At 51.2% G+C, this 12,537-nt stretch carries 8 protein-coding genes; 7 read left to right on the top strand and 1 reads right to left on the bottom strand.

The window, feature by feature from the left end; all coding sequences use genetic code 11:
* Positions 1 to 263: 263 nt before the first annotated feature.
* The 4 genes from glpA (at position 264) to PTW35_RS06690 (ending at position 6,565) form a co-directional block, all read left to right on the top strand.
* Positions 264 to 1,943: an anaerobic glycerol-3-phosphate dehydrogenase subunit A gene (gene glpA / locus PTW35_RS06705; protein ID WP_281027033.1), complete on the top strand. Its 1,680-nt coding sequence runs from the start codon at positions 264 to 266 to the stop codon at positions 1,941 to 1,943.
* A complete protein-coding gene (gene glpB / locus PTW35_RS06700) occupies positions 1,940 to 3,274 on the top strand; it encodes a glycerol-3-phosphate dehydrogenase subunit GlpB (protein WP_281027032.1) in 1,335 nt (444 codons plus the stop codon). Before glpA ends, glpB begins: the two co-directional genes overlap by 4 nt.
* A complete protein-coding gene (gene glpC / locus PTW35_RS06695) occupies positions 3,271 to 4,482 on the top strand; it encodes an anaerobic glycerol-3-phosphate dehydrogenase subunit GlpC (protein ID WP_281027031.1) in 1,212 nt (403 codons plus the stop codon). Before glpB ends, glpC begins: the two co-directional genes overlap by 4 nt.
* 193 nt (positions 4,483 to 4,675) lie before the next feature.
* A complete protein-coding gene (locus tag PTW35_RS06690) occupies positions 4,676 to 6,565 on the top strand; it encodes a methyl-accepting chemotaxis protein (protein WP_281027030.1) in 1,890 nt (629 codons plus the stop codon).
* A 47-nt stretch (positions 6,566 to 6,612) separates the two neighbouring features.
* Here the strand turns inward: PTW35_RS06690 and PTW35_RS06685 are convergent, their stop codons facing one another.
* Positions 6,613 to 7,824 (bottom strand): MFS transporter, encoded by a 1,212-nt coding sequence (locus PTW35_RS06685; RefSeq protein ID WP_281027029.1) that lies wholly within the window; start codon positions 7,822 to 7,824, stop codon positions 6,613 to 6,615.
* A 101-nt stretch (positions 7,825 to 7,925) separates the two neighbouring features.
* Here PTW35_RS06685 and PTW35_RS06680 point away from each other — a divergent pair, with 101 nt between their 5' ends.
* The 3 genes from PTW35_RS06680 to PTW35_RS06670 all read left to right on the top strand — a co-directional run bounded on the left by PTW35_RS06680 (position 7,926) and on the right by PTW35_RS06670 (position 12,390).
* Positions 7,926 to 8,801, top strand: a complete 876-nt coding sequence (locus PTW35_RS06680) for a LysR substrate-binding domain-containing protein (RefSeq protein WP_281027028.1) — start codon at positions 7,926 to 7,928, stop codon at positions 8,799 to 8,801.
* 319 nt (positions 8,802 to 9,120) lie between these two features.
* Positions 9,121 to 10,488, top strand: coding sequence for an anaerobic C4-dicarboxylate transporter DcuC (gene dcuC / locus PTW35_RS06675; RefSeq protein ID WP_281027027.1), 1,368 nt, complete (start codon positions 9,121 to 9,123; stop codon positions 10,486 to 10,488).
* Between the two features lie 357 nt (positions 10,489 to 10,845).
* Entirely contained in the window at positions 10,846 to 12,390 is a 1,545-nt protein-coding gene (locus tag PTW35_RS06670) for a PAS domain-containing methyl-accepting chemotaxis protein (protein WP_281027026.1), read from the top strand.
* The last annotated feature ends 147 nt before the right edge of the window (positions 12,391 to 12,537 follow it).

Here is a 12,537-nt window from a genome sequence, read left to right as displayed (position 1 = left end):
ACGGCAAGGCCATCTGAAGTTTCGTTTACCTACACGACTGCTAATTTCATAGTTTTCCCGCCTTCCCAAGGATGATTCCTACTGCAGATTGTTTCTTTTTCAGCCAAACAATCACAAATAGGCGCGTTCGAATGCGCGAACGCTCATAAATGTGTAGCCGATCAAATATTATCCTTACAAAAAATGGCATATTAAAGCGCATAAAGTAGAAGGAATTTTCCATTTCCTGATCCACTGACCAAAAACAATAAGCGAAAACGAACATGAATAGTTGGTTTGAAACAGATGTTGTGATCATAGGCGGCGGCGCAACCGGTACGGGTATTATGCGTGACTGTGCCTTGCGCGGAATCCCATGCATCCTAGTTGAAAAAGATGATCTCGCATCAGGGACTACAGGAAGAAACCACGGTCTGCTCCACTCGGGAGCCAGGTACGCCGTAACCGATCAGGAATCGGCCAAAGAGTGTATCCAGGAAAACCGTATTCTGAAAAACATTGCACGCCACTGTGTTGAAGATACCCAAGGGCTGTTCATTTCCCTGCCTGATGACGATCTCGATTTCCAGAAAACCTTCATTTCATCTTGTCAGGCTGCAGATATCGATGTTGAACAACTTGCTCCTCAAGACGCACTTCGCCTCGAACCAAACTGTAACCCTGCGCTGATTGGCGCAGTGAAAGTCCCCGATGGCACCTTGGATCCGTTCCGCTTATCGGCCTCCAATGTACTGGATGCTGTTGAACATGGTGCCCGCCTGTTTAACCACACCCATGTCACCGGTCTGATCCGTGACGGGGCAACGGTCCGTGGTGTCTACTGCCTGGACATGAAAACAGGTCAATCATTTGAAATCCGCGCCAAGCAAGTGGTCAATGCCGCAGGGATCTGGGGCCAGCAAATCTGTGAATATGGGGATTTGTCGATCAAGATGTTCCCGGCCAAAGGATCATTGCTGATCCTTGATTACCGTATCAACAACCTGGTGATCAACCGCTGCCGTAAACCGTCCGATGCCGACATTCTGGTGCCCGGCGATACCATCTCGCTGATCGGTACCACCTCCGAGCGGATCGATTACGACAAGATTGATGATCTTCATGTCACTAGCAAAGAAATCGACATCCTGCTCGAGGAAGGCACCAAGCTCGCCCCGATCATGGCTAATACAAGGGTATTGCGCGCATATGCAGGCGTCCGGCCGTTGGTCGCTGTCGATGGCGACACCAGCGGTCGAAATATCAGCCGTGGTATCGTCCTACTCGATCACGCCGAGCGTGACGGCCTGGACGGCTTTGTAACCATCACCGGCGGTAAGTTGATGACCTACCGGATGATGGCCGAATGGACTACCGACATGGTGGCGAAAAAACTCGGCAACACCGCCCCGTGCATTACCCATGAAAAGCCACTTCCTGGCTCTGAGCAAGCCCAGCCGAAAAAACTGGCGACGGCAAGCCTTGCCAAGCCGGTTTACCAATCGGCCTTCTACCGACATGGCGAGCGCGCAGAGAAGTTCCTCGGCGATGACAAGAAAAGCCAGGCGGTGATCTGTGAATGCGAAATGGTGACTTGCGGTGAAGTGGAATATGCCATTAAGGACTTGGATGTTCACAACCTTGTCGACCTTCGTCGCCGTACCCGCATCGGCATGGGCCCGTGCCAAGGTGAGCTCTGCTCCTACCGTGCCGCAGGCCTGTTTTCTGAGTACGGAAAAACATCAGGCAATGCAGCCAGCCACTTGCTGGAGGAGTTTCTAGAAGAGCGCTGGAAAGGGATCAAACCCGTTTTCTGGGGCGATGCTTTGCGTGAAGGCGAGTTCACCTACTGGATCTATGAAGGGCTGTTTGGCGTTAGCGATCTTCCTGAGCAACAAGCAGCCGTGACAACCGAACAACCTACTGCTGCCACAACCCAGCCTGCTGACGAGGTAACACAATGAAATTTGATAGCATCATCATCGGCGGCGGTGTCGCAGGGCTAAGTTGCGCCATCCGCTGTGCTGAAGCAGGGCTGAAAACAGCAGTCATCGCAGCCGGTCAGAGCGCCCTGCACTTCTCTTCAGGCTCGGTTGACGTGCTCAGCCGCCTGCCCAATGGTGAGAACGTCGGTGCACCTTTCTCTGCATTTGCCGATCTGAAAAACCAATCTCCATCCCACCCCTACAGCAAGCTGGGGGAGCTGCAGTGCCGTGAAGCCATTAACTGGTATCAGGATGTGATGGCCGACTGCGGGGTATACCTCACAGCGCAACCTGATGAGATGAACCATTACCGAGTCACCCCGATGGGTACCTTCCGTTCCACCTGGTTGTCACAGCAAACTGTCCACCAGTTCCCGCACCACCAGCTGGCCCAAGGGCTAGCGGAGATTGCCCTGGTCACGGTCGATGGCTTCCGGGATTTCCAGCCCCAACTGGCGGCTGATAACCTGGCCAAGCTCAGCGCCTTCGAGGGCGTTAAGATCAAGACGGCTGCGGTCGAGCTCCCTGATTTCGACAACATGCAGCGCAATCCCTGCGAATTCCGCTCGATTGATATCTCTCGGGTTCTGCGCGACGAGACCAAGCTGCATGCTTTTGCCAAATCCATGATCCAGCAGGTCGGCAAGGCCGATCTTGTGGTATTGCCAGCCATCTTCGGCAACGGCGATGGCGCAGCAACCATCAAGCTACTGGAAGGGCTGACCGGGTTTAAAATTTGTGAGCTGCCAACCATGCCACCTTCGCTGCTGGGGATCCGCCTCGAAGAAGCGATGAAGTCACACTACAAGCGCTTGGGCGGCTTGCTACTGGCTGGTGATGAAGTACGCAAGGGCGAATTCAGCAATGGCCGCCTGATGAAGATTTTCACCCGCAACCATGAAGACATTCCACTGGTCGCGGATCACTTCCTACTGGCAAGCGGTAGCTTTTTCAGCAAAGGCCTGTCCGCACAGCGCCATGCAGTGAGCGAGCCCATCTTTGGCTTGGATATGGCCCAAAGCGCCCACCGGGATCATTGGTATCAACCACAGTTTTTCACCCCGCAGAGCCACCCGTTCATGAAGATGGGGGTTGAGTGCAATAACCGGCTGAACCCGACAATCAACCAGCAAGTGATCAGCAACCTATACTGTGCCGGTGCCATTTTGGCCCACTACGATCCGGTCCAGGAAGGCTCTGGCTCCGGGGTCGCCATTTCCACCGGATATTTTGTTGCCCAGCAGATGATCACTGCCCATCAGCAACAGCAAGCAGATACACAGCCAAAACAAGAAAGGACTACCGCATGAGCCTTCTGCAAAAAGACACCAGCTTCGACCAATGTATCAAATGTACAGTCTGTACTGTCTACTGCCCGGTCGCCAAAGCGAACCCGCAATACCCTGGCCCTAAGCAATGCGGCCCAGACGGTGAGCGCCTGCGGATCAAAAGCCCTGACTTTTACGATGAGACATTAAAGCTGTGTACCAACTGCAAGCGTTGTGAAACAGCCTGTCCGTCCGGTGTGAAAATCGGCGATATGATAGCCGTCGCCCGCGATGAGCATGCCAAGTTACCGATGAACATCAAGACTATCCGTGACTTTGTGTTAAGCCATACCGACTTAATGGGCTCGGCAGCCACCCCCTTTGCACCGATCGTCAACACCATCACAGGGTTGAAACCGGTCAAGAAAATCATGCACAAGACCATTGGCGTGCATGATCACAAGAGCTTGCCAAAATACTCGCATGGCACATTCCGCCGCTGGTACAAACAAAACTGTACCAGCCAAGCGCTTTATCCCAAGCAAGTGCATTATTTCCATGGCTGTTATGTGAATTACAACCACCCTCAGCTGGGCAAAGACTTTGTCAGCGTCATGAATGCGATGAGCATTGGCGTGCAACTGATGGACAAGGAAAAGTGCTGTGGCGTACCTTTGATTGCCAATGGCTTTTTCGACAAGGCGAAGAAAAATGCCAAGCTCAATATCGACAACTTTTCCGCTGCGGTTGAGAAGCATGATGCCCCTATTCTCTCCACGTCTTCGACTTGCTCTTTCACACTAAAAGAAGAGTACCCGAACGTACTAAAAGTCGATAACAGCAAGGTTGCGAGCAAAATAGAGTACGTGACCCGCTTCTTGCTCAAGGAGTTCATGAACGGGCGCGCCCCGAAGATGAAACCGCTGAACAAGAAGGTGGTATACCATACACCTTGCCACCTGGAGAAAACCGGCGGCAGCTTGTACACCATCGAACTGTTGAAGCTGATCCCGGGCCTTGAGGTCGAAGTACTCGACAGCCAGTGCTGTGGTCTGGCGGGAACCTACGGTTTCAAAACGGAAAATTATGAAACCTCGATGGCTATCGGTGGCAATTTGTTCAATCAGATCAAGCGCTCCAAAGCCGACTATGCGATTACCGACTGCGAAACCTGTAAATGGCAGATTGAAGAAAATACCCATTTGGAAACCATCCACCCCGTTTCCCTGCTAGCCATGGCTTTAGCCTAAGTATCTAACCTTAACCCTCGATCCCGAAGTTTGCCCCTGTTCCCCGACTTTAAGGCAAATTTCGGGATTTTTTCATTTCTGATCCTATAGTTGTATATGGCAATACAGACTTTTGTGTCGCCATTTATCGACATAACGTCGCTAAACCCAGCACCTTATATCACTTGGGTATACCACTGACAGGGAGAGTGAAATGCAAACCCATTTTTTCAAAACAATTAAAGCAAAACTCTACCTCACCAGCCTATTTCTGTTCGGTGCCATGGTGGCGTTCGGTGCCTTCGAAACCCTTTCTTTCATAAAATTGGATAAGCTACAACTTGCCGCCCAGGAAACAGCTCACAGCAGTGCCGACCTGCTGACGTTACGCCGCTACGAAAAAGACTTCCTCGCCCGCCTGGATGAGAGCTACATAGAGAAATTCAACCATAAGCAAATCAGCCTCAATGCGAGGTTAGAGCAAGTAAAAACCCTGCTGGCGCAGTACAGCGACGAGAATAACTCGGAGTTCGATCAGGTTATGGCATCACTCGACCGCTATGCCACCCAATTTAATATCATCGCCGATCAAACCATCCTGCTGGGCCTGACACCTTCCGATGGACTGCGGGGCAACATCCGCTCAGCAGCCAACGAAACAGAAGAGTTGCTACTCACTACCAGCAACGAGAAGCTATACCGGCTGCTGCTGACCCTACGCCGTAATGAAAAGGACTTCCTCATCACCAAAGATCCGAACCACGTTGCCGCCTTTGACAACAATCTCGGTACCCTATTCTTGGCCCTGGCCAATAGCGAACTCTCCACAGCGGAGCAAAAAACAATAAAAAGAAGCCTAATTGTCTATCAAATGATGTTCGATGAACTAGTGCAAGGCTATACCGATATTGGCCTCACCTATTCTGAAGGGCTTTACGGCGAACTAAGGACCAATGTCCATGAGGTTGAAAGCCATATTGAGCATCTCGAACAGACGATCGTCACGGCAATAAACGACATGCAATCGCAGGAAAAAACGATCCTCCTGCTGGGGGGATGTGCCATTACCCTTGTTATGACGCTGGTGCTGCTTGTGATCAGCCGCACCATCAGCCAGCGGCTCAATGCCGTTAACCGTATGATGGAAGACATCGCCCAGGGCGACGGTGACCTGACCGCTCGTATGAATGCCCAGGGCGAAGATGAATTGGCGCAGCTAAGCCGCTCTTTTGATCGGTTTACCGGTAAACTGCAGACCATCATCAGTAATATTGCCGGGATCTCCAAACAGCTCTCGCTGTCAGCCAACGAGTCTAAATCTGCCACCACAGCCAGCCTAGCCAATGCCGAGCAGCAACAAGGCGAATCAGCCAACGTTGCCACCTCAATCAATGAACTGCTGGCAACCAGCAGCGAAATAGCCGGCAATATCAATGATACGGCGGCGGCCGCGCAACACGGACAGGAAAATGCGGTGCGAAGCTTGGAGATCAGCCAGCAGGCCACGGTGTCGATCAATGCGCTCGCCAACGAAATTGAAGCCGCACAGCAACAGATCCTGACGCTGGAGACGCAAAGTCAAAATATCAACAAGGTGACCTCAGTGATCAGGGACATTACCGATCAGACCAACCTGCTGGCGCTCAATGCGGCGATCGAAGCCGCCCGCGCAGGGGAGCACGGCCGAGGATTTGCCGTCGTGGCCGATGAAGTCCGGCAACTGGCTCAACGAACCCATAGCTCGACGCAGGAAATCGAGCAAACCATCGAGCAGTTGCTCTTGACGGTCAACCAGAGTGTATCAGCGATGCAGCACAGCCAAGCATTGGCAGGCGAAACCGTGGCACACACTCAACAAGCACAAAAAGCCGCCGATCTGATCGTTGAGGCAATAACCGACATTTCGGATCGGAGCCTGCAGATCGCCTCGGCGTCCGAGCAACAAGCAGCGGTGTCAGCAGAAATCGACCAAAACATCCACCGTATCGCTGAGCTGGCAACCGATACGGCATCGGCCGTCGGCCAGGCCAGCGCAAGCAGCCAAGGTGTAGCGGATATGGCTGCTCAGCTAGATGCCATGGTCGGTCAATTCAAATACAAGTAATCGCGCAACAGAGACCGGCAATACCGGCTTCCCCCGTAACGTTTGGCCTAGCGGGGCTCAGATGACAATGGTGCATCTGAGCTTCCTTCTGTTCCTGCGTATAGCCGGTAGCATAACCCGCCCAGCAGAGCATAAAGCAGAGAACCACCCGCTATAACCCCGGTCCAACCGAAATACTGCCAGCAACCAATCAAATAGAAGCCACCTAAACTGCCACCGGCATAGTAATGCACCAAATACAGTGCCGTTGCCGTTGCCTTTGCAGTTTTGGCTCTTTGGCTTACCCAGCCATAGGCCAGTGAATGGGTAAAGAACGCCCCCGAACTGATCAGCAGCAGCCCGATCACCATAGCAACAACAGACTCATACCAAGCGACCCACATGCCCAGCGCACTGACACCGGTGCCCAGCACCATACCCAGCACAGGCGAGAAGCGCTGAGTCCAGCGGCCACTTAATTTGGCCGAAACCGTCCCACTGAGATAGCACAGGAAAATCATCGACGCCCAACTAACCGGCACCGAATAAGGCTCCGCGACTAGGCGAAAGCCCATGACTGAGTACAAGTTAACAAACAAGGCAAAGTTAACCCCGCCAATCAGCATCGCCTGCCACAACTCTGGAGTTCGCAGGTGCACCAACACACTGTAGGTCTGCTGTCTCAATTGCCCCTTGACCGGCCTGAAGTTACGCTGCTCGGGCAACAGAAAATAAATGGCTATCGCCACCAGCAAGCTAAACACGGCCATGCAGACAACCGCACCTTGCCAGCCATAACGCTCGGACAAAAACCCGCCGGAGATCCTGCCAGCAATCCCGCCAAGTGAATTGGCGCTGATATATCCCCCCACGGCCAGCATCAAGGCCCGCGGAGTAAACTCTTCAGCCATATATGCCACCGCCACCGCAGCGAAACCGGCCAAGGCGGCTCCCATCAGGGCCCGGCTCAAGCTCAGCATCAGCAAACTTTCAGCGGTCAGCATCATAAACCCAATCGCCGGCAATAGCGCGAGACTGATTAACATAACCAAACGCCGCCCGATACGCTCCGACCATACCGCCCACGGCACGAGTGTCACGGCCAACGCCAATGTTGCGGCTGCCACCAGCCAGTTCACCTGGGTGGCCGAAACCGAAAAATGCTCCGCCATCAGGGGCAGCATGGGCTGGAATAAATACAGATTGCAGAAAATGAGGAATGAGCCCAGACACAGGGCGAAACTTGCCCTTCGGTATTCAGTCGTTTGTATGTCTATCATGTCGGTTGTCGGCAAAGGAAAACTGCTTTAAACGTAGCAATTCGGTAGGAATAATGAAAATATATTAAAAATATGGAAGTGATAAAGGAAATATATAGCCAATGGATATCCGACAACTCAATTATTTTGTCACACTGGCTGACACTGCCAACTTCACCCGTGCCGCAGCCAAGCTCCATATTGCCCAACCCGCACTTAGCATCGCGGTGAAAAAGTTCGAAGAGCAACTGGGTATTGTCCTGTTCGATCGCAATGAACGGCGGGTCTCCCTCACCCCGGAGGGCGAGGTATTGCTGCGCCATGCGCGCCTGATCCTACAAAGCGTCCACGATGCCACCGTCGCGATGGAAGAGCTAAAAGGGCTTACCAAGGGAGAGGTCAAGCTGGGCGTGCCCAGCTCGCTGGGTTCATACTACTTGCCCGATATTCTGATGGGCTTCAAGAGCCAATACCCCAATCTCAAACTAACCATCGTTGAGGCCGGAACGCAAACCATCCGCCGGATGCTGCTAGATAAAGAGCTCGATCTGGGAATCATCCACTGCGACCATGTGCCGGACCGGTTGGCAACCGAGCACCTGCTCACCACCCAGATGGTCGCAGCCGTCCATCCTGAAAACCCCTTAGCCGACCTGGACAGCATCGACTTCGCAACCTTCTTCGAGCAAGAGCTGGTAATGTTCAAACCCGGTTATTTCCATCGCGAATACATTGATCGTATTTGCCAAGAAAATAACTTCGAGCCCAACATTGCTTTTGAAACCAATTTACTGCCGATGATATTAAAAATTGTCCGCAATGACTTTGCTGTCGCAGCGCTGCTAGACATGGTGACAGAGAATGAGTCTGGACTGGTGCCGATCCCCTTCGAACAGCCGGTTATATTGAACATCGCTATTGCATGGCGAAAAGACGGCTATTTGTCGGTCGCAGACAAAGCCTTCATGGAATATGTAAAGAATAATCGCCAAATGTAATAATATTTACACCCTGTAACATAACAAACCCGTTATGACTTCATATAGGCAATGTATTACCTGCATTTAAGCAAACATGATTAAAAGACAAGCAAAACATAATCATTAACTTCATTTAAACATCTGATGTTGCGTGTCTTTTCATGGTTGTAGCGCAGCATTAACACGTTACTCTAAATTCTGTTTCAGATCATAAACTGGTCCGATTATTGTCGTTCCTCCACCACTTTTTAGGTAAATTTATCGAAAATAATGTGTAAGAAAATTTGATCAATTGACACATTGTTTCTTAATTTTGTGGTTTAAGAGGATTTTTTCCATGTTGGAGTTATTGATTGGCCTAGCAGTCACCATTGCTGTTGGCTATTTCATTATTAAAGGATACAAACCTGCCGGTGTGCTACTGACCGCAGGTTTACTGTTGCTACTCATTACGGGCGTTTTGGGATACAACGTGCTGCCTGCCAAGATCCAGGCTACCGGTAATTTCGTAACCGACTCACTAGAGTATGTGAAGTACATGCTGCAGTACCGTGGGGGCGGCCTGGGTATGCAGATCATGCTACTTTGTGGTTTTGCGTCCTACATGACGCACATCGGTGCCAACAACGTCGTGGTAAAACAATTTTCTAAGCCACTTTCAGTAATTAAGTCACCTTATATCCTGCTGGTAGCGGCCTACATCGTTGCCTGTTTGATGTCACTAGCAGTAAGCTCGGCAACAGGCCTGGGTGTACTGCTGATGGCCACCCTTTTCCCGATGATGACAGCCATGGGGATCTCACGCCCTGCTGCGGTCGCTATCTGTGCATCTCCTGCAGCCATTATTCTTTCGCCAACATCCGGTGACGTGATTGTTGCGGCCGAAAAATCCGGCCTACCGCTGCACGTCTTTGCCGTTGAAACGGTACTTCCAGTGTCTATCTGCGCCATTATCGTGATGGCAGCGGCTGCGTTCTTCTGGAACAAGTACTTGGATAAAAAAGAAAATATCGTTATGGAAAAAGTCGATATTTCTGAAATCGAAGTTAAGGCACCGGCTTACTACGCTATCCTGCCATTCCTGCCTATCATCGGTGTTTTCGTCTTCAATGGTGATACTATCCCTGGCCTAGCGCTAGATATCTACACCATCGTGGTAATGTCTATCTTCATCGGCGCGATTGTTGACTTCGTAACCAAGCGCTTCAAAGGTAAAGAGACACTGGAAGATCTTGAGGCATGTTACCAGGGTATGGCTGATGCATTCAAAGGCGTTGTGATGTTGTTGGTTGCTGCGGGGGTATTCGCGCAGGGCCTGATGTCTATCGGTGCCATCGACAACCTGATCGGTCTGGCTGAAGCCGCTGGCGCAGGCGGTTTTGCCCTGATGCTACTACTGACTGGCCTAACGGTCGCCGCCGCAATCGCAACCGGCTCTGGTAACGCACCTTTCTACGCATTCGTAGAGCTTGCACCTGCACTAGCCGGTAAAATGGGTCTTAGCCCAGCTTTCCTTATCATCCCGATGCTGCAGGCATCTAACCTAGGCCGTACGATTTCACCGGTATCTGGCGTCATCGTTGCAACATCTGGTATGGGTAACGTCAGTCCGTTTGAAGTGGTTAAGCGTACGTCAGTACCGGTTCTGTGTGGCCTGTTGACGGTCATCATCGGTACTGTGGCCTTGGTACCTATGTACAGCTAACCCTTTGTAGCTATCGCAATTAGCTAGCAAACATAGAGATCCCGATATGACATTCGTTATATCGGGATTTTTTATCATCAACACTTTACTTTGATTTTTGGCTCTCTGATTTGGCAAAGCCGATAAACCGCTTCAAAGAAAGCCCATTATTAGATCTTTATGCCAACTTGGCATATTAAAACAAAATATTACAGCATTTCCCTGTTAGCTGTAATTTACCTTGTTCAAAATCCGTCTACAGTAGATGTTAGACCAGTTAGAGATCTACCATAAAAAACAAAATGATAGTTTCGGCCTCATAGAGCTGCAGTATCGCTTTTGTCGTCAGGCCTTGTGCGTATTGAAGAGGAACTTGCGATGAGAAAGAACCAGCATGTGAACAATCATGAGATTGAGCTCAGGCAGGAGTCACAGCTTGTCACCACCACCGACACCCAGGGCGTCATCACGTACGCTAACGAGGAGTTTGTGGAGATCAGTGGCTACCGCGCGGATGAGTTAATCGGACAGCATCACAATATCATCCGCCACCCCGACATGCCACGCCAGGCTTTCGCCGACCTGTGGCACCACTTGAAAAAAGGGCAGCCCTGGCGTGGGTTGGTTAAAAATCGCTGCAAGGATGGTAGCTTTTATTGGGTCGATGCCTACGTCACACCGCTCTATGAAAACAACCAATTAATTGGCTACCAGTCGGTAAGGCGTAAACCCTCGACGGCCATGAAATCCACCGCCTCTGCCATCTACCAGCAGCTCAACCAGAACAAGAATCCCTATGCATTCAAGCTATCAGTAATGCAAAAACTCGGTGTCGCCGCTTTGCTCGTCCTCGGCTCCGTGATCAGCTCTTTTCTCTTCCTCGACCAATACAAACTGCTTGGCGAATTGCTTCCACTTTGTTTGCTTGGCTTGCTGTACCGACAAGAGCTATTCGTTACCCCGCGTTTTTTTGCACAGCTCGAAAAAGACTATGACAGCCTCACCCGTTTGATCTATTGCGGTGATACCCCCTCCTCAATCGCGCAATTTCACCTCGCCCTCGATGACGCCCGAATAAAGACGGTCCTTGGCCGTACGGCCGATGTTTCAAAGACACTCAATGCCGTCGCCGATGATCTGCTGACGGCTTCGCAAGAGACGCAAAGTTCCATTTCAGAGCAAGATCGAGATACCCAGCTAGTCGCTTCGGCAATCACCGAGTTATCAGCGGTTGCCAATGAAATTGCAAACAACACCCAAATGACCAACGACAAGGTCAACCAAACCCAGAAACAGTGTAGCGATACCGAAACGGTGCTAACAACCACGCTTGATAACATCAATGCATTGGCAATCGAAACCCAAAACACCGCCACAACGGCCAAGTCACTCACCAAGGTCTCAGATCAGATCCACAGTATGATGGTGGAAATTCAAGGGATAGCTGAGCAGACGAATCTCCTGGCGCTCAATGCTGCAATTGAAGCTGCCCGCGCGGGCGAGCAAGGAAGAGGCTTTGCCGTCGTAGCCGATGAAGTCAGAGCTCTGTCTCAGCGCACCCATGGTGCCACCGAGCAAATCCAGTCGAGTATCGGGGACATCAACACCACACTTGAACAGTGGCAACTAACCACCTCCGAGAGTATTACCCGCACCCAGCAATGCGTTGACGATACCAATATCACCGCCGAAAAAGTCAGAGAAGTGGCGAAAATGGTCGATGAAATTGCTGAAATATCCAGCCAGATAGCAACCGCGGCAGAGGAACAAGGCGCCGTGACCCAAGATGTCAGCAACAACGTCCATCAAATTTCCTACCTTTCAACCAAAAACCTCGAGCATGTAGGGGTGATGGAAGCAGCATCGAAGCAAATGCGGGAAAAAGTAACCATGCTGGAAAGAATGAGCAAATCATTCGACTAAATACCGTCAGCCAAGTGGCTTCAGGGCTCAGCGATAGCAGCGACGGGGCTCTTGTCCCACGATGTACCTTGAAGTTACTAGGTTATGGGCTATCGCCAACGGAGCGCATATTACAAGCCAATAAAGCCAAAGTGGTCATAATCCTGC

It is taken from the genome of Photobacterium sp. DA100 (assembly GCF_029223585.1).
Classification (GTDB): Bacteria; Pseudomonadota; Gammaproteobacteria; order Enterobacterales; family Vibrionaceae; genus Photobacterium.
Note: the sequence above shows the minus strand (reverse complement) of the source record. Positions and strands in the feature narration are given on the sequence as shown.

Excerpts from the sequence above, each read along its gene's own strand:
- PTW35_RS06690 (WP_281027030.1), top strand. The coding sequence starts at position 4,676 with ATGCAAACCCATTTTTTCAAAACAATTAAAGCAAAACTCTACCTCACC.
- glpA (WP_281027033.1), top strand. The coding sequence starts at position 264 with ATGAATAGTTGGTTTGAAACAGATGTTGTGATCATAGGCGGCGGCGCA.
- dcuC (WP_281027027.1), top strand. The coding sequence starts at position 9,121 with ATGTTGGAGTTATTGATTGGCCTAGCAGTCACCATTGCTGTTGGCTAT.
- PTW35_RS06680 (WP_281027028.1), top strand. The coding sequence starts at position 7,926 with ATGGATATCCGACAACTCAATTATTTTGTCACACTGGCTGACACTGCC.
- PTW35_RS06670 (WP_281027026.1), top strand. The coding sequence starts at position 10,846 with ATGAGAAAGAACCAGCATGTGAACAATCATGAGATTGAGCTCAGGCAG.
- glpC (WP_281027031.1), top strand. The coding sequence starts at position 3,271 with ATGAGCCTTCTGCAAAAAGACACCAGCTTCGACCAATGTATCAAATGT.
- PTW35_RS06685 (WP_281027029.1), bottom strand. The coding sequence starts at position 7,824 with ATGATAGACATACAAACGACTGAATACCGAAGGGCAAGTTTCGCCCTG.
- glpB (WP_281027032.1), top strand. The coding sequence starts at position 1,940 with ATGAAATTTGATAGCATCATCATCGGCGGCGGTGTCGCAGGGCTAAGT.